Below are 19,712 nucleotides of genomic sequence, written 5' to 3'. Positions count from 1 at the left end.
CGTCCTGTCTACTGACAAAAATATCAGGTGCTCACTAGCAACAATGGGACAACAATCATATCGCCCATCCTGGACTGTTTTGGGAATTCTCCTACAGACGACAACTAAATACGCGGTGTAGATTTCGCGCAATTTTAGTTACCACCATTTCAAAACTCAGGGACGCCAAATCAATGAATACAAATAACTCCATACATGCCACTTTTTTGTTAAAACCCCTCAGCCTGGCTACTTGTACATTGTTTCTTGCCGCACCCTTGGCGCACGCCGCGATAGTTGAAAATGGTGACAGCCTGGTTATTGATGCAAACACTGCGCTCGATAGCTATACCGTCCGCACCAACAGTACGCTGACCATGAACAACGCGACGGCCAGCAGCGTCTTCATTCAGTCGGGGTCCAATCTGGTCATCAACGGCGGCACCATCCAGGGCATCGACAACGACGGACTGGAAGTCACCAACAGCACCGCCACGGTCAGCAACGCCCGGATCAATGGCGACTTTCTGGGCCTGTCGGTGAACCGCGTAGCGGGCACCTCGACAGGTTCACAAGTCACCCTCGACAGCAGCGCGATCACCGGCGGCGAAGAGGGCGCCCAGGTCACTGGCGCCAGCACCCTGTCCCTGGCCAACTCCACTGTGACCGGCACGGGTATCGGCAGCCGCGGCATCAACCTTCTGGGGGGCGCGGCGATTGCCACCGGCAGCCAGATCAGCGGCCAGAGCAACGGTGTGCGCATTACCCACGACATCGATAGAGTCGGCGATCCAAGTCTGGTGCTGGAGGGCTCACGGGTCGAGGGCCGTACAGGCGCGGCGATCCTGGTGGAACGCGACGTAATCGCCGACATCGCCGTCCGCAATGGCTCCACCCTGGTCGGTGCCGATGATCTGCTGATCCAGGTGCGGAACAATTCCACTGCCAACGTCGACGTAGTCAACAGCAACCTCGACGGCATCGTCCGCGTCGCAGCCGACAGCAGCGCCAACCTGACGCTGGAGCAGGCCAGCTGGAGCGGTGACTTCGAAGTGGAAGCCGGCGGCAACGGCACCCTCAACCTGCAAAGCCAGGCGTCGTTCAGCGGTCGGCTGGTGAATGTCAGCCAACTGGACATCGGCGACCAGTCCTCCTACAGCATGGTCGAAAACACCCGGCTGGAAACCCTGAACATGGCTGGCGGCACCGTCAACATGGGTTCGGGCAGCAACTTCTATCTGCTCAACGTCGACAACCTCTCCGGTACCGGCGTCATCAAGATGAACGTCGACTACAGCACCAACACCCACGACCGGCTGACCGTCAACCAGAACGCCAGTGGTAATTTCGAGCTGTGGGTACCCGATTCGGGCGTCGACCCTGTGGCCCCGGAGCAACTGACCCTGGTCAACACCGCAGCGGGCGATGCGCAATTCAGCCTGATTAACGGCCGTGCGGTGGCAGTCGGCGCCTGGTCCTACGAGCTGTCTTCGGCCAGCAATGGCAACGGCGGTACCGAATGGTTCCTCGACCCGCAAAAACGCACGGTCAGCCCGGCCACGCGTTCGGTCATGGCGCTGTTCAACACCGCACCGACCGTCTGGTATGGCGAAATGACCTCGCTGCGCAGCCGCATGGGTGAGCTGCGTTTCAACGGCAGCCAGCCTGGCCTGTGGATGCGCAGCTACGGTAACCAGTACAACGTTGCCGACGGCAGCGGCACCGGTTACCAGCAGAACCAGCACGGCCTTTCGCTCGGTGCCGATGGCCGCCTGCCCTGGGGCGACGGCCAGTGGCTGATCGGTGCCCTGGCCGGTTACAGCCGCTCGGACCTGGACCTCAACGAAGGCACTTCCGGCACGGTCGACAGCTACTACCTCGGCGCCTACACCACCTGGCTCGACGCCGAGTCGGGTTACTACTTCGACGGCGTGGCCAAGTTCAACCGCTTCCAGAACAAGGCCAAGGTCGCCGTCAATGATGGCAGCCACGCCAAGGGCGACTACGACAACCTCGGCATGGGCGTTTCCGCCGAGTTCGGTCGCCATATCCCACTGTCCAGCGGTTACTTCATCGAGCCTTTCACCCAGTGGTCGGCAGTGGTGATCCAGGGCGACGATTACCACTTGAGCAACGACCTGCAGGCTGATGGCGACCAGACCCGCTCGCTGCTGGGCAAGGCCGGCCTGACGGCGGGTAAAACCTTCGAACTCGCCAGCGGCGGCAAGCTGCAGCCTTACCTGCGTGCGGCGATGGCGCACGAGTTCATCAACAACAATGAAGTCCAGGTCAACAACAACCGCTTCAACAACGACCTGTCGGGCTCGCGTGGCGAACTGGGCGCTGGTCTGGCGCTGGGCCTTGCCAGCGGCTTGCAGGTGCATGTCGATCTGGAATATGCCAACGGCAAGCACATCGAACAGCCGTACGGCGCGAACCTCGGGTTGCGTTACAGCTTCTGAAGCGGTGACAGGATTGCTATGAGTCCTGATGCCACGAAATCAGCCATAGACTGAACTTTTAAACACTGAAAGGACTGCAGTCGAACACAAAAAAGGGTAAATGCACTGTGCATTTACCCTTTATTTGCTCCCTGCCTGTATCAGGCTAGAGCCTGCAGGTTTGACCGGCCGAGGACATCCAGAAGGTAACTACATCGGATTTCCCCAACACAGGAAAGCCATTAACCTCTGCCTCGTAGACGATACTGCCGTAACGAAGCTCAGTGGTCAGGAACCAAGGATCATAGGGCACATGAACGACAAAGCCGTTATTGGCCTCTTCGATTGTCGGGGTAAAGGTGAATTTATACTCATTGCCCGGCACCGGCGTACTGCCTCCAGCATCCATCCACCCCTGATAAGTAAAGGCCAGTTCCTGATTCGCCAGTTTCGGTTCCCCACCCGGTACTTGAATGAACATTCCCCATACGCCAGCCTGGTTTCTACGTAACGACCCACAATTGAACCAGTCAGCGCCAAAGTCTTCGTCAGGATTGAGGAACTCTGGCTTAGGCACCATAATTTGCGAGACGCGTACACGAACGGGCTTGACCCCTGAGGTAATGATATTATCGCTGATCGCTGGATGGGCCACTGTATAGTGGACCGGCAGCGCGTCGCTATTGCCTTCTTCGTCGATGAGCGACCAAGGGATAGTGAACGAGATTTTGAAATCCGGCGGCTCAGTACCCAATACGCGATATTCTCCCCCCGGCGTTGGGACGACCTTGCCGTTCCAGTACAGTTGGACAAGATCACCCGCCTTCGATCTCCCATACAACTCTACCGATGCAGTGGCAGGCTGGTTCGCATCTGCCTCGGTCAGTTCATCGGGAGGGCCGCCCGCTGCGCCCTGAACGACAGGCAACGCCAAAAGCGGATGCACGACGCCCGGCGGGACAGTCGGATCTACCGGGCCCGGCACACGTAGATCGACTTTTACGTCGAGGCCGAGTGGCTCTGCGAAATCGCGATTACCGCGAACAATTTTGTATGTCACCCGCGAGTCTTTCCAGCCCGCCTCACCAGGCTTGCTCTCATCCCCCGGATTGCCATTGTGCACAGCGGAGTAAGGCAGATCTACCACAGCCCCTGTTTGCGGCATGGTTTGCGCTGGCCGGTCAACGCCTTCGAAGGCGACCACCACCTGGTCACCGGCACTCCAATTTGTATAAGGGTCGATCTCGACTACCACCCCCTGAAGGGCATCGGCCTGATCAATCACACCATCCTCACTAACGGGTACCCTGGGTGGTTTCAAATCGGTAGGTGCTGGTACCAAGGTGATGTTGACGTGCTTGAATGCCGATTGACGGCCGACATTACCTTTACGGTCCGCCAACGTATAGAACAACGTCTGATCACCTTCCCTGCCCGCAAGCATGTCCTTGGTCAGGTCAACGGTGATCGGAAGCGACACATCCGTACGGACAACAGTCCCCACTTTTAACGCCGTCGGAATGGTGCTGCCCAGGTAAACCACCACCTCGTCGCCGATCCTCGCGTCACCGTAGCCGAGCGGCACGGTGACAATGACTTTGTCGCCATTGGCAGCCAGATACTCCGCCGTGATGCCACTTGCCTCTACTTCGGCGGGTAGCTCGATCAATGCGCCGGCGTTACCGCCATTGGGTGGCGTCCTGTCGATGCTAATGGGAAAGCTCTCGGAGTAGATAGGGTTCCCCCCTGTATTAACTTCATATGACAGTTGAGAAATTCCCGCGTTGACTGTCGCCGTATCCGGCAGGGTCATTGGCAGGGGGAAATCCTCCGGGAGGAGCGGCGTCGTAAAAGGATATCGCGCACCTGTCCGGACTCCGTTCCAGCGTAAAAAAATGTACCCGCGCACCCCGGGCGCGCCGCTCTGAGGGAATTCAGGAATATTGACAGCGAGTGGCTGCCCGTGGAACCTTGAATGTAATTGATTCTGGTTGTCATCAGGCGTATCTGGCAACAGCAGGTTTTTATCGTCCAGCACTGGCGCAGGAACAGCCTTTTTTGCAGTGCGCCGCAACGTTTTACTCTTAGCTCGCGCTTCTTCGGCATTCAGTTTTACTTGGAGATTCATGATTCAGCCTCATTCATTGGACTTGGTTTTTCTTACGAATAAATCGCCAAGAACACCGGACATGGCGAACGCATACCACTGGACAACTTCAACACTGAAGCCCGCCGCATAATGCGGCGAATAAAACAACATCACGCTTCATTACAAAGATCATTATCCGGCCCGCAGACTTTGCCACTCGGTAGCGTCCGATTGATATACACCTGCCTCCGCCGCGAACTACCGAACCCACCGTCGACTTTGGTCAAGGTGTAATAAGCGATGGCAGAACCGTTGTTTTCCATCGGTTCGATAAACACCAGGTAAGGCACCACGACTTCAAATCCATCGCGCGCTTCAGCGGCGCTCAGCATTTTGCGCTGCGACCACAAAGTGCCTTCAATTGGTTTGTTTGAACCGAGGTCTTCGTAACCCTGACAATAAACTTCCACCAGGTCGTCGGCCGCGAATAAAGTCGAATCACCTTCAACTTTGATAGTGACTCCTTCCCAGATTCGCGGCCTGGAACAGCAATTGAGGTAGCCCTGATTGTCGGCGTGCGGGAAGTCCGGAGTCTTCAACCCTTCGATGGGCACGATCGTCACTTGCACGGCAGTCGCGGGTGCCTGCTGCTGGTTGACGCCGTTATCCGTGACGTAGGAGACCGGCAGGGCCGCGTTGTTCAGGTCCTGTTCGACGATCCTCCACGGCACACTCAATGTCAGCGGCTTGCCAGCCACATCGCCCGGCTGCACCTGATAACGGGCGGCCACTTCGGCCACTGCGCCCCAGAACACCTCGAGCCCTTCGCCTGGTTGCGGGTCCTCGAACAACGTCAGCAGCACCCGGGCATCGCGCCCATGATCCTCGGCAGTCAGGGTATCGGGCCGGTCCGAGACTTCGCCTCGTACTTCCAGCCTGGTCAGGTCATTGTTGAGCAGGGCCGGAGCATTGGCATGATCCTGGCCGGCGATGGTGAAATCGAAGGAGACTGACACTTCAGGGGATTTAGGCGTTAGCGATCCACCAAAACGGATCTGATAGCTCACCTGCAGCGTGCCAGGCCCCAAACCATTGGCCGTCAGCTCCCGCCAGGGCACGAAAATCGGCAACGGAAAGTTGCTGGGGTCAACTGCAAATTCCGCCAACACATTGCCACCCCAGTTAACGATGACGAAATGCGAAGCCTCAGCGTTGTCATAGCGGCCGATTTCGACCGTCACCCCGCCCTGATTGGTAGCCCCCTCACGGGCATGCTGGCGGTCAATCAAGCCGCGCGCCGACAGAGGGATGCGCGGCGCTGGCAGATTTTCCGGCGCCAGTACCAGGTCGACGCCAATACCGGCCGAATAGGACAACGGGCTTTCGTTGCCTGCCAGGTCATACAGCCGATAAAACAGATAGCGCTGCCCCCCACCACTGTCACGTATCACGTCTTCAGCAAGAGGCAGGAGCAGGCGCCGGTTGTCGATATCGTCCTGGCTGAACGTCTGCTCTCCGGCGATGGGCGTATCGCCCGGCATCGGATCGTCGCTGGCCCAGAAGAACACAGCCCGATCAAATGCACGCATGCTGCTATAGGAAGGCACTGTGACCAACACCTGGCCATGCTGCTTCAGGTAGTCATCGGTAATAACCCCGAGCAATTCATCAGGGTAGCGCGCCCCCGCCGGCTGTTGATGGTCATGGGGCGGCACGGTATCGATGGTGACCCGCTTGATCAGCGAGAAACTGAAATTCCCGCCCTGGTTGATTCGGTAAGACAAGTCATAAGTGCCATGCACCAGCTCTCTTTGCGGCACCGTCAGGGTCTTGTCTCCCGGCTCGACCGGGGTCGGGTACTCTTGATCCCTGACCGAGACAAACCCTGAGCCGGCGATACGCCAACCGATAGAAACAGTTTCCCTGGTAATTCGCGGGTCGTCCGAGAATGGCCAGGCGGGCACCACCACCTCGAGGTCATCATTGAGCACGGCACGCGCGACAATGCCCTCGGGGTTCTCCAGCCCTTGCTCATCCCTGATGATCGCCGGCACTTCGGGCACAGGAAGGGTTAGCTCATTGAATAGATGAGTCGGCTTTCTACGCGCGTCCATGGATGCTCCCGTCCTGATCGAGACGGCATCGCGATGGCCTTGCCTTGGGCCACCCGAGCGGTCAGGAGTGATTGAACGCGAATTCGCTCAGGCTGGAAACTGACAGAAATAACAGGTGCGTTGCGGCAGGAAACGGACTAAGGAGGGGGTGAAAAACACCAGGGGCAGGAATTTCAGGCACAAAAAAAGAGGCCCTTGGGCCTCTTTCTTGACCGGCTTGCGCCGATTGAATCTGGAGCGGGAAACGAGACTCGAACTCGCGACCCCGACCTTGGCAAGGTCGTGCTCTACCAACTGAGCTATTCCCGCATTGGCGTCCCCTAGGGGACTCGAACCCCTGTTACCGCCGTGAAAGGGCGGTGTCCTAGGCCACTAGACGAAGGGGACACACTACAACATTCACTCCCTGCCGCGTTGCGCTGTGCGCTTTACGCTGCAAGTGGCGCGCATTCTAGGGATGCTTTGGAAAGTCGTCAACCCCTCTGTATAAATTTATTTAAATCAATGACTTCCCGGTGCTGTGCGAGGCAATCTAAAAAGCAAAATGCCATCAGGGAGTCCCTGACAAACGCCAAACAGCTCTATCCGGGCAAAAGCTAAGCCACTACACTCAAACGGTAAATCATCCTGTATGAGGCGTTAACGGTGACACCACTTATGATCACCCTGCTTATCGTGGCGGGGATCGCGTTATTGATCGTGATCGGCTACCTCAACAATGTGGTCGAGAACAACAAGCTCGAGCGCGCCCGGCTGAAGATCGAGCTGGCTGAACGCTTGCGCCGGTGTGGCGAGATCACCGAAACCTTTCCTGGCCAACTGATGACCCCGGCCTTGAAGCTGCTGTTGACCCGCCTCGAACTCAACCTCAACCAGCGTCAACTGGCCCTGGATAAAAACAGCCGCACTATCCGCGCGCGCATTGCCGAACTTGAAGGCCTGATTGCCCAAGGTGAAGCGCTGCCGGTGAATAACCCACCCGCGCCGATCCAGACCGAAGCCCGGGCCAAGGATGTGCGTTTTCTACTGGAAGGCATGCACAACCAGATCACCCGTGCCGCACAGGAAGGCTTCCTGCCGACCAACGAGGCCAAGTACTGGGTCAAGGAAATCCGCCACATTCTGGTTTTGCTGCACATCGAGTTTTTCAACAACCTCGGCCAGCAGGCGCTGCAGCAGAATCAGCCAGGGCATGCACGCCTGGCCTTCGAGCGCGGCGTTCAGTACCTGCGCAAGCAGCCGGACCCGGCGCTGTATCGCGAGCAGCTCGAGTACATGGAAAAGCTGCTGGCCCGGGCCAATGCCCAGGTGCTGAGCCAGCTGGAACCTGCCGAAGACGAAGTGAACGAGCTGACGGAAGGCCTGAAGACCGATACAACGGAAGACTGGAAGAAGAAAGTCATTTACGACTGATGCAGAATTCTTCGCGGGGCTAGCCCGCTCCCACCAGGTTGATGTAAAACCTGTGGGAGCGGGCTAGCCCCGCGATAATGTCAGCAGTCAGTCAGGCGCAGAAAGATCGCCGCCAGACGCTCCAACCCCTCCTGATCCGCCGCACTGAAGCGCGCCAGCTTCGGACTGTCCAGATCCAGCACACCAATCAGTCGCCCTTCCTTGACCAGCGGAATAACCAGCTCGCTATTCGATGCGCTATCACAGGCGATATGCCCCGGGAACGCATGCACGTCTTCAACCCGCTGGGTTTCGCGACTGGCCGCTGCCGCACCGCACACGCCACGACCGAACGGAATCCGCACACAGGCAACCTGGCCCTGAAACGGCCCCAGCACCAGTTCCTCATTACGGTTCAGGTAAAAACCCGCCCAGTTCAGGTCTTCAACCTGGCTATAAAGGAACGCCGAGAATTGCGCGGCATTGGCAATGAAGTCGCGCTCATCGGCAAACAGGGCTTCCAGCTGCGCCGCCAGCAAGCCATAGCCTTCGAGGCCTGCGCCAGAAGCGTTCAGGTCAATCATGTTTTTGCTCCAACAGTTGCAGTCCGACCCAGTACCGGGCGAACTGATAGGCACAACGGCCATTACGGTTGCCGCGGCCGGTCGCCCAGCGCACAGCGAGTATGTCCAGCGCCTCATCGCGCTGCCAGGCCAGCCCGGCGGAACGGGCCAACTGGCCGATCCAGTGTTCGACCACATTGAGGAAGTGGTCCTGGGTGAAGGGATAGAACGACAGCCACAGGCCGAAGCGGTCAGACAAGGCGATCTTGTCTTCTACCGCCTCGTTGGGGTGCAGTTCGCCGTCGACCATTTTCCAGTTTTCGTTGTCGCTCTGCTTTTCCGGCACCAAGTGCCGTCGGTTCGAGGTGGCGTACAACAGCACGTTGTCCGGCGCCTGCTCAAGCGAGCCATCGAGCACACTCTTGAGCACCCGGTAGTCGCCCTCCCCGGCCTCGAACGAGAGGTCGTCGCAAAACAGCACGAATCGCTGAGGCAGCTTGCTCAGTTGCTCTACCACCCGTGGCAGGTCGGCGAGATGATCGCGCTCGATCTCAATCAGCCGCAGGCCGGCCTTGGCATATTCGGCCAACAGCGCGCGCACCAGCGAAGACTTTCCAGTGCCGCGCGAGCCCCAGAGCAGCGCGTGGTTGGCGGGCATGCCATCGAGGAACTGGCGCGTGTTGCGTCCCAGTTGCTCGCGCTGCAGGTCAACCCCGATCAGGTCCGACAGGCGCATGTCGAGGCTGACTTCCAGCGGCAGCAGGTAGCCGCTGCGGCCATCACGTTGCCAGCGCGCGGCCAGGCAATGGTTCCAGTCGATCTGCGAGCGCGGTGCGGGCAATAATGGTTCAAGGCGGGCGAGCACGCTTTCGGCACGCTCCAGAAAAGCATTTAAACGAGAGTCCACAATGGTTCCTCAAGACAGGTTCAAGGACAACGGCACTGCTGAATGTGCGACAGGGCGTGCCAGCAGCCGGGGCTGATCGGCTATGCTTGCGCAGCGCACGGAATGTGAAACTGGCCCGGGACTCATGGATATCAAGTTCACCAATCGCCTGTCCTACAAGCAAGCCCGGCTGACGGTCCTGGTCGGCTTCATCCTGGGTACCTTGCTCAGTCTCATCCAGATCGGTATCGATTATGCCAGCGAAGACGCCTCCATCAACCGCGAGATGCAGGCCCTGCTGCAAATCAGTCACAACCCGGCCGCCCGGATTGCTTACAACATCGACTCGGAACTGGCGCAGGAGCTCACCGGCGGCTTGCTGCAATCACCGGCGATCACCCGCGCGTGGCTGATCGACAACAACGATACAGTGCTCGCGGACGTGCAGCGACCGCGGGAAGAAAGCAGTTATCGTTTGATCAGCGACTTCCTGTTCGGTGAAAGCCGCCGTTTCCAGGACCCGCTGTATCTCGGCCACATGCCTGACGAATACCTCGGCACCCTGTACCTGGAGGTCGACACCTTCGCCTTTGGCGGCCGCTTTCTAAAGCGCGCCGAAGTCACCCTGCTCAACGGCTTCATGCGCAGCCTGATCCTTACCGGCATCCTTCTGGCGCTGTTCTATTTCATGCTGACCAAGCCGTTGGTGCGGGTAATCAGTGCCCTGGCCAATCGCGACTCGCGCCAACCGGAGCAGTCCAAGCTGTCATTCCCGCCCGGCCATCAGCACGATGAAATCGGCGTGCTGGTGAAAGTCGCCAACCAGCAGTTCGTCAGCATGGCCACGGAAATTCAGCAACGGCGCAGCGCCGAAAACCGCCTGACCGAGTACCTCAACGAACTGGAAGACATCGTCTCGGCACGCACCATCGAGCTCAAGGCCAGCAACACGCGCCTGAGTCAATCCAACCAGGAACTGGAAGATGCCCGGCGCCGGGCCCTGGACATGGCCCAGGCACGGGCAGCCTTTCTGGCCAACATGAGCCATGAAATTCGTACCCCATTGAATGGCTTGCTGGGGATGATCGCCCTGTCTCTGGACAGCCCGCTCACTGCCGAGCAGCGTCAGCAGCTGTCGATTGCCCACGACTCCGGCAAGGTGCTGGTGGAGCTGCTCAACGATATTCTCGACCTGTCCAAGTTTGACGCCGGCCAACTGGAGCTCGAACGCATCCCGTTCGACCTTGGCGCCCTGGTCGAAGACACCGCCAACCTGCTATCGCAGAACGCCGCACCGAGTGTCGAGCTGACCTGCCTGATCGACCCGCAGTTTCCCGCCATGGTCCTCGGCGACCCTACCCGCGTGCGCCAGATTGTCAGCAACCTGCTGTCCAACGCCCTCAAGTTCACCCGCTTCGGCCGCGTCGATGTGCGCTTGAGCGCCTACAGCGGTGGCGTGCGCCTGGAGGTCTGCGACACCGGCATCGGCATCCCCCATGAAGCCCAGACGCGGATTTTCCAGCCGTTCATCCAGGCCGGTGCCGGTATAACCCGCCAATATGGCGGTACCGGCCTGGGGCTGACACTGACCAACAACCTGTGCGAGGCCATGCAGGGGCGCCTGAGTATTCGTTCACAAGCCGGTTTCGGCAGCCAGTTCAGCGCCGAGCTGCCCCTGCCCTGCCACTCCCCGGCCGTCCCCGCCGAACGCCTGCACGGCCGCGTCGCCGCCTTGAGCAATGCCGGCAGCGGTTTAGCTGAGCTGTTACACACCCTGCTACCTGACTGGGGCCTGGATTACCGGCGCTATGACCACCCTGACGCACTACGTGACGCCCACCCTGACCTGTTGATAACCGACGATCTGGACAACCTGTTTGCCCTTCGCCCGCAGATAAAGGCGCCGATCCTGCTGGTGACCGCCTACGGCAACTTTCTTCCGGGTGAACAGGCCGTGCACCTGGCGCCCTTGCAACAGCAGGCCCGCCCCCTGGCGCGCAATGCCCTGTACCAGACGCTGCGGCGCACCCTGCACGGTCCCGATAGCAGCAATTCCAATGCACATCCGGGCGCTCTGCGCAGCCAGCGCCGTGCACATATCCTGCTGGTCGAGGACAACCCGGTGAACCAGTTGGTGGCCAAGGGCATGCTGGCCAAGCTCGGTTGCGACGTCAGCATTGCCGCGCACGGCGCAGAAGCGCTGGAGCAGCTCGAGCGCACGCCCTTCGATCTGGTGCTGATGGATTGCAACATGCCGGTCATGGACGGCTACGAGGCCAGCCGCCGAATCCGCCAGAGCGGACGCTGGCCAAACCTGCCCATCGTCGCCCTGACCGCCAACGCCATGCCCGAAGAGCGCGAACGCTGCCGGGCGGCGGGCATGAACGACTACCTGGCCAAGCCCTTCCGCCGCGAAGAGCTGCTGGGCCTGATCGATCACTGGGTGCCGCTGACGACTACCTGAGCAGCTTCTCGATCGACGCCGCCAGTGCCTCGGGCTTGGTGCTCGGCGCATAGCGGGTGACGTTGCCGCTGGCCGGATCGACGAGAAATTTGGTGAAATTCCATTTGATCTTTTGCGAACCGAGCAGGCCGGGTGCGCGTTTTTTCAGCTCGACGAACAACGGGTGGGCGCCATCGCCATTGACCTCGATTTTGCGAAACAGCGGAAAGCTGACACCGAAGTTGGTTTCACAGAACTGGGCGATTTCGCGCGCATCGCCCGGCTCCTGCTTGCCGAACTGGTTGCAGGGAAACCCCACCACCACCAGCCCGCGCTCGCGATAACGCTCCCAGAGCTGCTCAAGGCCCTTGTATTGCGGGGTAAAACCGCACTGACTGGCGGTATTGACCACCAACAGCACCTTGCCCTGGAAGTCGCCCAGGACCTTCTGCTCACCGCTCAGGGTGACGCAGGGAATATTCAGCAGTGCGTCGGCCATGACCCGATCTCCTCTTATCAGCGTGGAACCAGGTCCAGGCAGACCGAGTTGATGCAGTAGCGTAGCCCGGTCGGCGGCGGACCGTCAGGAAACACGTGCCCCAGATGGGCATCGCATTGGGCGCAAGTGACTTCGGTACGGATCATGCCGTGCGAGGTATCGCGAATCTCGATCATCGCGCGGTCCTCGATCGGCTGGTAGAAGCTCGGCCAGCCGCAGCCGGAGTCGAACTTGGCGTTCGAATCGAACAATGGCGCACTGCAGCAGATACAGTGGTAGACACCATCAGTCCTGGTACTGTTGTACTTGCCACTGAACGGCCGCTCTGTGCCCTTCAGGCGGCAGACGTTGTACTGCTCGGGGTCGAGCATGGCACGCCATTCGTCCAGGGTTTTCTCTATCTTTTCCATGTGCAGGCCTCGGCAGACTAAAAACCCCGCGCTGCGTCTTTTCCACAACGCGGTCGGCACGTATATTATTGCGCCTCATCAGACATCAGTCTGGCACCCGCGTAACACGCTTTTCAAACGATTTCACAGCGCAGTGCGCGGCGATCTTTTCTAATCGGGATCACATCATGCAGGTCAGCAAATCGAACAAGCTCGCCAATGTCTGCTATGACATTCGCGGCCCGGTGCTCAAGCACGCCAAACGCCTGGAGGAGGAAGGCCATCGCATCCTCAAGCTGAACATCGGCAACCCGGCGCCATTTGGTTTCGAGGCGCCGGACGAAATCCTCCAGGATGTGATCCGCAATCTGCCGACCGCCCAGGGCTACAGTGACTCCAAGGGCCTGTTCAGTGCGCGCAAGGCGGTCATGCAGTACTGCCAGCAGAAGCAGATCGAAGGTGTCGGCATCGAAGACATCTACCTGGGCAACGGCGTCTCCGAGCTGATCGTGATGTCGATGCAGGCACTGCTCAACAATGGCGACGAAGTGCTGATCCCGGCGCCGGACTACCCGCTGTGGACTGCCGCAGTGAGCCTGGCCGGTGGCAACCCGGTGCATTACCTGTGCGACGAACAGGCCGACTGGTTCCCCGACCTGGACGACATCAAGGCCAAGATCACCCCCAACACCAAAGCCCTGGTGATCATCAACCCGAATAACCCGACCGGTGCGGTGTACTCGCGCGAACTGCTGCTGGGCATGCTCGAACTGGCACGCCAGCACAACCTGGTGGTGTTCTCCGATGAGATCTACGACAAGATTCTCTACGACGAAGCCGTGCACATCAGCACCGCATCGCTGGCCCCGGACCTGCTCTGCCTGACCTTCAACGGCCTGTCCAAATCCTACCGGGTGGCAGGTTTCCGTTCCGGCTGGCTGATCATCTCCGGGCCCAAGCACCATGCCCAGAGCTACATCGAAGGCATCGACATGCTGGCCAACATGCGCCTGTGCGCCAACGTGCCGAGCCAGCACGCGATCCAGACCGCCCTGGGCGGCTACCAGAGCATCAATGACCTGGTCCTGCCACCTGGCCGCCTGCTTGAACAGCGCAACCGTACTTGGGAGCTGCTCAACGACATTCCCGGAGTCAGCTGCGTCAAACCCATGGGCGCGCTTTACGCCTTCCCGCGGATCGACCCAAAGGTCTGCCCGATCCTTAACGATGAGAAGTTCGTGCTCGACCTGCTGCTCTCGGAAAAACTGCTGATCGTTCAGGGCACCGCCTTCAACTGGCCGTGGCCGGATCACTTCCGCGTGGTCACCCTGCCACGGGTCGACGACCTGGAACAGGCCATCGGCCGTATCGGAAACTTCCTGAAGACCTATCAGCAGTAACCTCCAGGCTTTTTGGAAGACCTGCGCCACTCTCGGCGCAGGTCCTACAGAATAATTTCCCTCTCTGTAAGCCCTGGCACTTTGACGTGCGGGATGATGGAATTCGGCTGTAATACAGAGAAGTACACAGTTTGAAATAGTCGCCCGGTTGAATCACTGCGGCCCGCACCTTATATACCCCCGCATACGTGACATTTTTATCCGTCAGGAGAACGTAACAACCATGATGCGCATCTTACTGTTTGTAGCCACCAACCTTGCGGTGGTGCTGATTGCCAGCATTACCCTGAGCCTGTTCGGCTTCAATGGGTTCATGGCGGCAAACGGGGTTGACCTCAAGCTCGACCAGCTGCTGGTTTTCTGCGCCGTGTTCGGCTTTGCCGGTTCGCTGATTTCGCTGTTCATCTCCAAGTGGATGGCGAAAATGAGCACCGGCACGCAGATTATCAGCCAGCCGCGCACTCGCCACGAACAGTGGCTGCTGCAGACCGTTGAAGAGCTGTCCCGCGAAGCCGGCATCAAAATGCCGGAAGTGGGTATCTTCCCGGCCTATGAGGCCAACGCCTTCGCCACCGGCTGGAACCGCAACGACGCACTGGTTGCGGTAAGCCAGGGCCTGCTGGAGCGTTTCTCGCCCGATGAAGTACGAGCGGTGCTGGCCCACGAGATCGGCCACGTCGCCAACGGCGACATGGTTACCCTGGCGCTGGTCCAGGGTGTGGTCAACACCTTCGTGATGTTCTTCGCCCGCATTATCGGCAACTTTGTCGACAAGGTGATTTTCAAGAACGAAGAAGGCCAGGGCATCGCTTACTACATCGCGACCATCGTCGCCGAACTGGTGCTGGGCATTCTGGCCAGCATGATCGTCATGTGGTTCTCGCGTAAACGCGAATACCGCGCCGACGAAGCCGGTGCCCGCCTGGCCGGTACCAGCGCGATGATCGGCGCCCTGCAGCGCCTGCGTTCGGAACAAGGCGTGCCAGTGCACATGCCTGACACCCTCAACGCCTTCGGTATCAACGGCGGCCTCAAGCAGGGCCTGGCTGGCCTGCTGATGAGCCACCCACCGCTGGAAGATCGTATCGAAGCCTTGCGCCGTCGCGGCTAAGGGACAAAGCAGGAAAAAAGGGCGACCTCAGGGTCGCCCTTTTGCATTTCAGCGAGACAGTCGATAGACCCGCTCCAGCAGATGGCTGGCGCCGGCCTGTTGAAACTTTGGACTGTCATCGAGCACATCGTGCGCTGCCAGCTCAAGCGGATGCCAGGCGGCGAACAGTGCCTGCACTTCCTCATCGGTAACGGCAAACGGCGGTCCGTCGATTTGCGCTTGATCGTAATCCAGGGTGATCAACAGGCCTTTTGCCGAAGCAGGCAAGATCGCCTGCAGATGCGCGACATAGCGCTTGCGCATCGCCTCCGGCAGAGCAATGACGGCAGCACGGTCATACAAGGCTGTGCAACCGCTGACGTCCTCAGCTGTCAGGGCGAAGAAATCACCGCAGCGAATCTCGATATCCTCGCAGCGGAAAACCTTGAAGGCGCCCTCCTGCGTCACCTGCGGCTGCAGTTGATGCTCCTTGAAAAAATCCTCCACAGCCCGTTCCGACAGCTCGACACCCAGCACCTGCAGGCCCTGCCCAGCCAACCAGAGCATGTCCAGGCTCTTGCCGCACAGCGGCACGAGCACCCGCGAGCCCGCCGCTACAGCCAGCGCCGGCCAATGCTGCTGAAGGTAGGCGTTGAACTGGGACTGATGAAAACCTATCTGATTGCTGTTCCAGCGTGAATGCCAAAACTCTGCCTGCATGGCTCACCTCGATAATTTCGATCAAATACTGCGGAAACTTATATTAGATTTAGATCAATGTTCTGCCTGAAGATGGGTTCATCTTAAACGTCAGGAACGCCCTTATGTTGCCCAGCCTGTTTATTTCTCATGGTTCGCCCATGCTTGCCCTGGAGCCGGGCGCGAGTGGTCCGGCATTGAAGCGCCTGGCCGCAGAACTGGGGCGACCGAAAGCCATTGTGGTGGTATCGGCGCACTGGGAAAGCCGTGAACTGCTGGTGTCCAGTAGCCCTCAGCCAGACACCTGGCATGACTTTGGCGGCTTCCCTGCCGCGCTGTATGCCGTGCAATACCCGGCTCCAGGCGATCCGGCCCTGGCTCAGCAGGTGAGCGAACTGCTGTGCGCCGCCGGCATGCCGGCCCGCCTCGACCCACAGCGGCCCTTCGACCATGGCACGTGGGTGCCACTGTCGTTGATGTACCCGAACGCGGATATTCCGGTGGTGCAGGTGTCCCTGCCGACCCAGCTCGGCCCGAAACTACAGGAGATGGTGGGCGCCGCGCTTGCCTGCTTGCGCGAACAGGACATCCTGCTGATCGGCTCGGGGAGCATCACCCACAACCTCGGTGAACTGGACTGGCGCGCCGGCCCGGAAAGCATCGAACCCTGGGCTGTGGCGTTTCGTGACTGGATGATCGAAAAACTGCAGGCCGGTGATACACCAGCCCTGCATGATTACCGGCATCAAGCGCCGTTTGCCGTGCGCAGTCATCCGAGTGACGAGCATCTTTTGCCGTTGTATTTTGCCCGCGGTGCGGGCAAGCGGTTCGGGATAGTCCATCAGGGCTTCACCCTGGGTGCCCTGGGAATGGACATCTACCGGTTCGATTGAACCCACAGGCAAAAAAAATCCCCGACTCAGTCGGGGATTTTTTTACAGCTCGCGGATCAGTCTTCGCGGTAGCGGCGCAGCTTCAGCTGCTTACCGGCAACGCGGGTGTCCTTGAGCTTGGCCAGCAGACGCTCCAGACCTTCTTCCGGCAGCTCGACCAGGCTGAAGCTGTCGCGCACCTGGATGCGGCCGATGGCTTCGCGGGCCAAGCCGCCTTCGTTAAGGATGGCGCCGAGCAGGTTCTTGGCCGCGATACCGTCACGCGCACCCAGCGCGGTACGGCAACGAGCACGACCTTCGCCCAGCGGCATTGGTGCACGACGCTCACGCTCGCCACGCTCCGGACGCTCGCCAGTGCGCTCACGCGGGGTGTAGGTCGGAACCAGCGGCTGCTCTTTCTCGACCGCTTCCAGGGTCAGCGCCTGAGCGTTGGTAGCCTTGCGCAGCAGGGCTGCGGCCAGGGCACGCGGGCTGCAACCGATGTCGGCGGTCAGGCGGTCAAGCAGATCGCCATGGGTCGATTCGGCATCAGCAACCAGCGGCGCCAGGCTGTTGGTCAGCTTCTTGATGCGCGCATCAAGAACGGCCTGGGCGTTTGGCAGACGAACTTCAGCAACCTTCTGACCGGTAACACGCTCGATCACCTGCAGCATGCGACGCTCACGTGGAGTCACCAGCAGCAGCGCGCGACCTTCGCGACCGGCACGGCCGGTACGGCCGATACGGTGAACGTAGGACTCCGGGTCGTACGGCATGTCAACGTTGAACACGTGAGTGATGCGCGGTACGTCCAGACCACGGGCAGCGACGTCGGTAGCGACGACGATGTCCAGACGGCCATCCTTGAGCGAGTCGATGACGCGCTCACGCTGGTTCTGGGCAATGTCACCGTTCAGCGCAGCGGCCTTGTAGCCTTTGGCTTCCAGGGCGCTGGCCAGGTCCAGGGTGGCCTGCTTGGTACGCACGAAGGCGATCAGCGCGTCGAACTCTTCCACTTCCAGCAAACGCAGGACAGCGGAAACCTTCTGGTCGGCGTGGACCATCAGGTGAGCTTGTTCGATCGCGGTGACGGTCTGGGTCTTGCTCTGGATCTTGACGTGCTTCGGGTCACGCAGGTGACGTTCGGCAATGGCGCGGATCGAAGCTGGCAGGGTGGCCGAGAACAGCACGGTCTGACGGCTTTCCGGCATGGCCTTGAAGATCACTTCGAGGTCGTCCATGAAGCCCAGCTTGAGCATTTCGTCGGCTTCGTCGAGCACCAGGTGGTTGACGGTTGCCAGGACTTTCTCGTCGCGACGCAGGTGGTCGCACAGACGGCCAGGGGTAGCGACGACGATTTGCGCGCCGTTGCGGATTGCTTTCAGTTGTGGGCCCATTGGGGCACCACCATAAACGGCCACCACGGTAACGCCCGGCATCTGCTTGGCGTAGGTTTCAAAAGCGGTGGCTACTTGCAGCGCCAACTCACGGGTTGGCGCCAGGATCAGGGCTTGCGGCTCGCGCTTGCTCGGGTCGATGCGGTTCAGGATAGGCAGTGCGAAGGCAGCGGTTTTGCCGGTACCTGTCTGCGCCTGACCGATCATGTCGTGACCGGCGAGAATAATCGGGATCGATTGCTGCTGAATGGCGGATGGCTCTTCGTAGCCGGTAGCCAATACTGCAGCAACAATGCTCGGATGAAGATCGAGAGCGGCGAAGCCGCCGGTTTCCTGGGTCATGGGTCTGCCTCTAAGTGCATCCGCAAAGACCCATGCTCCAAAGCTGCGCATGCCTTGTAAGACCCGAAGGTCACCCTGGCAGCTTTGTCGGCGGGGATTTGCGAAAACGATTGAAGAAAAAAAAGGAACGTCAAGGAGAGTCCGCGGTGCGGACGCGCAGCCGAAGCTGGCTTCGGGGAATTGCACTACCTAAACGAGGTCCGGTAAAAGACCGGCGCGTACTATACCTGATTTCGCAAATCACGGGAGATTTTTTTATTCCAACACGCCAGCGCCAGGCCACGTGACGACGGGTCTGGTACAAGCAGGTTGCAGGCGGCTGAATCGTTTTTCTGCCGCCTGCTCTAGCGCGCGGCTCAGGTGGCCGGGCGAATGGCGCCGATCAACGGCTGCAAAGAGTAACCCAGACGCGGCGCCAGCGCCTCTGCCCGGGCATTGAGGCCGTCCATATCCAGCTCCTGGTCAAGATCGGCCGGCACCATGATGATCACATTGCCCTCCTTGACCGGCAGCTCCCAGTAGTGGCGATGATACAGACCGCGCAACAAGGCCGCGCCCAGCGGCTTGCCATCATCGCCGGCCCACTGGTTGATCACCAGCCAGCCGCCGGGATTCAGGCGCTTCTGGCAGTCCTCGAGAAAACGCCAGGCCAGGTGGGCGACACCCGGACCGTGATCGGTGTACAGGTCGACGAAGATCAGGTCGGCGGGTTCGGCGCTGTCGAGCAACTCCATCGCATCGCCGATGCGGATATACAGACGCGGGTCGTCATCCAGCCCCAGGTACTCGATGGCCAGACGCGGCACATCCGGGCGCAACTCGATGGCTTCGACGTCTTCCAGCGGCAGGAACTTCAGGCAGGCCTGGGTCAGGGTTCCTGCCCCCAGACCGAGGAACAAGGCACTCTCGGGTTCGGCGTGGCACAGCGCCGCCACCAGCATGGCGCGGGTATAGTCATATTCCAGCCAGCTCGGATCGGCAGTGAACACGCAGCTCTGCTCAATCGCCTCGCCGAATTCGAGAAAGCGATAGTCTTCGACTTCCAGCACGCTGATGGTGCCGTATTGATCCTGCACCTGGGCCAGCACCCGCTCTACCCGTTCCACTGTCATGCTGT

The 19,712-nt window shown here is 59.8% G+C and carries 14 protein-coding genes, 2 tRNA genes and 1 pseudogene; 6 read left to right on the top strand and 11 right to left on the bottom strand.

Annotated elements, in window-relative coordinates:
• Positions 1-356: 356 nt before the first annotated feature.
• The gene (locus NPS47_RS03320; protein ID WP_274293677.1) at positions 357-2,441 is read left to right on the top strand and encodes an autotransporter outer membrane beta-barrel domain-containing protein; all 2,085 of its coding nucleotides are present in this window, start codon (positions 357-359) and stop codon (positions 2,439-2,441) included.
• A 145-nt stretch (positions 2,442-2,586) separates the two neighbouring features.
• Here the strand turns inward: NPS47_RS03320 and NPS47_RS03315 are convergent, their stop codons facing one another.
• The 4 genes from NPS47_RS03315 to NPS47_RS03300 form a co-directional block, all read right to left on the bottom strand.
• Entirely contained in the window at positions 2,587-4,548 is a 1,962-nt protein-coding gene (locus tag NPS47_RS03315; protein WP_274293676.1) for a hypothetical protein, read from the bottom strand.
• A gap of 131 nt (positions 4,549-4,679) precedes the next feature.
• Positions 4,680-6,623, bottom strand: coding sequence for a hypothetical protein (locus NPS47_RS03310; protein ID WP_274293675.1), 1,944 nt, complete (start codon positions 6,621-6,623; stop codon positions 4,680-4,682).
• Between the two features lie 233 nt (positions 6,624-6,856).
• Positions 6,857-6,932: transfer RNA gene (locus NPS47_RS03305), tRNA-Gly, on the bottom strand.
• A gap of 2 nt (positions 6,933-6,934) precedes the next feature.
• A tRNA-Glu gene (locus tag NPS47_RS03300) sits at positions 6,935-7,010 on the bottom strand.
• A gap of 258 nt (positions 7,011-7,268) precedes the next feature.
• Here NPS47_RS03300 and NPS47_RS03295 point away from each other — a divergent pair.
• Positions 7,269-8,036: a hypothetical protein gene (locus NPS47_RS03295; RefSeq protein ID WP_274293674.1), complete on the top strand. Its 768-nt coding sequence runs from the start codon at positions 7,269-7,271 to the stop codon at positions 8,034-8,036.
• Positions 8,037-8,116: 80 nt separating this feature from the next.
• Here NPS47_RS03295 and NPS47_RS03290 read toward each other — a convergent pair whose 3' ends face one another.
• Together NPS47_RS03290 and NPS47_RS03285 are read right to left on the bottom strand one after the other, a co-directional pair.
• Positions 8,117-8,599, bottom strand: a complete 483-nt coding sequence (locus tag NPS47_RS03290) for a GAF domain-containing protein (RefSeq protein WP_191833507.1) — start codon at positions 8,597-8,599, stop codon at positions 8,117-8,119.
• Positions 8,592-9,485, bottom strand: coding sequence for an ATP-binding protein (locus tag NPS47_RS03285; protein WP_274293673.1), 894 nt, complete (start codon positions 9,483-9,485; stop codon positions 8,592-8,594). The genes NPS47_RS03290 and NPS47_RS03285 overlap by 8 nt, the downstream gene beginning before the upstream one ends.
• A gap of 82 nt (positions 9,486-9,567) precedes the next feature.
• Here NPS47_RS03285 and NPS47_RS03280 point away from each other — a divergent pair, with 82 nt between their 5' ends.
• Positions 9,568-11,928, top strand: coding sequence for a hybrid sensor histidine kinase/response regulator (locus NPS47_RS03280; protein ID WP_274293672.1), 2,361 nt, complete (start codon positions 9,568-9,570; stop codon positions 11,926-11,928).
• On the opposite strand, the gene NPS47_RS03275 is transcribed toward NPS47_RS03280, so the two are convergent.
• Together NPS47_RS03275 and msrB are read right to left on the bottom strand one after the other, a co-directional pair.
• Positions 11,921-12,406 (bottom strand): glutathione peroxidase, encoded by a 486-nt coding sequence (locus tag NPS47_RS03275; RefSeq protein WP_274293671.1) that lies wholly within the window; start codon positions 12,404-12,406, stop codon positions 11,921-11,923. The genes NPS47_RS03280 and NPS47_RS03275 overlap by 8 nt on opposite strands.
• A 17-nt stretch (positions 12,407-12,423) precedes the next feature.
• Entirely contained in the window at positions 12,424-12,816 is a 393-nt protein-coding gene (gene msrB / locus NPS47_RS03270) for a peptide-methionine (R)-S-oxide reductase MsrB (protein WP_274293670.1), read from the bottom strand.
• Between the two features lie 167 nt (positions 12,817-12,983).
• On the opposite strand from msrB, the gene NPS47_RS03265 reads away from it, so the two are divergent.
• Positions 12,984-14,195 carry a pyridoxal phosphate-dependent aminotransferase gene (locus NPS47_RS03265; RefSeq protein ID WP_274293669.1) on the top strand — a complete coding sequence of 404 codons (1,212 nt, stop codon included), beginning with the start codon at positions 12,984-12,986 and terminating at the stop codon, positions 14,193-14,195.
• A 223-nt stretch (positions 14,196-14,418) separates the two neighbouring features.
• Positions 14,419-15,306: a protease HtpX gene (gene htpX / locus NPS47_RS03260; RefSeq protein WP_038608512.1), complete on the top strand. Its 888-nt coding sequence runs from the start codon at positions 14,419-14,421 to the stop codon at positions 15,304-15,306.
• Between the two features lie 48 nt (positions 15,307-15,354).
• Here htpX and NPS47_RS03255 read toward each other — a convergent pair whose 3' ends face one another.
• Complete coding sequence (locus tag NPS47_RS03255) at positions 15,355-16,005, bottom strand: thiopurine S-methyltransferase (RefSeq protein ID WP_274293668.1); 651 nt, start codon at positions 16,003-16,005, stop codon at positions 15,355-15,357.
• Between the two features lie 104 nt (positions 16,006-16,109).
• Here NPS47_RS03255 and NPS47_RS03250 point away from each other — a divergent pair, with 104 nt between their 5' ends.
• Positions 16,110-16,877 carry a DODA-type extradiol aromatic ring-opening family dioxygenase gene (locus NPS47_RS03250; protein WP_274293667.1) on the top strand — a complete coding sequence of 256 codons (768 nt, stop codon included), beginning with the start codon at positions 16,110-16,112 and terminating at the stop codon, positions 16,875-16,877.
• 56 nt (positions 16,878-16,933) lie between these two features.
• Here NPS47_RS03250 and NPS47_RS03245 read toward each other — a convergent pair.
• Positions 16,934-18,629 (bottom strand): annotated as a pseudogene (locus tag NPS47_RS03245) (DEAD/DEAH box helicase).
• 322 nt (positions 18,630-18,951) lie between these two features.
• Positions 18,952-19,707 (bottom strand): spermidine synthase, encoded by a 756-nt coding sequence (locus NPS47_RS03240; RefSeq protein ID WP_038608500.1) that lies wholly within the window; start codon positions 19,705-19,707, stop codon positions 18,952-18,954.
• Positions 19,708-19,712: the final 5 nt, after the last annotated feature.

This window comes from Pseudomonas putida (genome assembly GCF_028682475.1).
In the GTDB taxonomy this organism is placed as follows: domain Bacteria; phylum Pseudomonadota; class Gammaproteobacteria; order Pseudomonadales; family Pseudomonadaceae; genus Aquipseudomonas; species Aquipseudomonas putida_AG.
Note: the sequence above shows the minus strand (reverse complement) of the source record. Positions and strands in the feature narration are given on the sequence as shown.

Bases quoted from the DNA above. Each gene is read 5' to 3' on its own strand.
- NPS47_RS03250 (WP_274293667.1), top strand. From the start codon at position 16,110: ATGTTGCCCAGCCTGTTTATTTCTCATGGTTCGCCCATGCTTGCCCTG.
- NPS47_RS03255 (WP_274293668.1), bottom strand. From the start codon at position 16,005: ATGCAGGCAGAGTTTTGGCATTCACGCTGGAACAGCAATCAGATAGGT.
- NPS47_RS03265 (WP_274293669.1), top strand. From the start codon at position 12,984: ATGCAGGTCAGCAAATCGAACAAGCTCGCCAATGTCTGCTATGACATT.
- NPS47_RS03310 (WP_274293675.1), bottom strand. From the start codon at position 6,623: ATGGACGCGCGTAGAAAGCCGACTCATCTATTCAATGAGCTAACCCTT.
- NPS47_RS03275 (WP_274293671.1), bottom strand. From the start codon at position 12,406: ATGGCCGACGCACTGCTGAATATTCCCTGCGTCACCCTGAGCGGTGAG.
- NPS47_RS03280 (WP_274293672.1), top strand. From the start codon at position 9,568: ATGCTTGCGCAGCGCACGGAATGTGAAACTGGCCCGGGACTCATGGAT.
- htpX (WP_038608512.1), top strand. From the start codon at position 14,419: ATGATGCGCATCTTACTGTTTGTAGCCACCAACCTTGCGGTGGTGCTG.
- NPS47_RS03240 (WP_038608500.1), bottom strand. From the start codon at position 19,707: ATGACAGTGGAACGGGTAGAGCGGGTGCTGGCCCAGGTGCAGGATCAA.
- NPS47_RS03290 (WP_191833507.1), bottom strand. From the start codon at position 8,599: ATGATTGACCTGAACGCTTCTGGCGCAGGCCTCGAAGGCTATGGCTTG.
- NPS47_RS03320 (WP_274293677.1), top strand. From the start codon at position 357: ATGAACAACGCGACGGCCAGCAGCGTCTTCATTCAGTCGGGGTCCAAT.
- msrB (WP_274293670.1), bottom strand. From the start codon at position 12,816: ATGGAAAAGATAGAGAAAACCCTGGACGAATGGCGTGCCATGCTCGAC.
- NPS47_RS03315 (WP_274293676.1), bottom strand. From the start codon at position 4,548: ATGAATCTCCAAGTAAAACTGAATGCCGAAGAAGCGCGAGCTAAGAGT.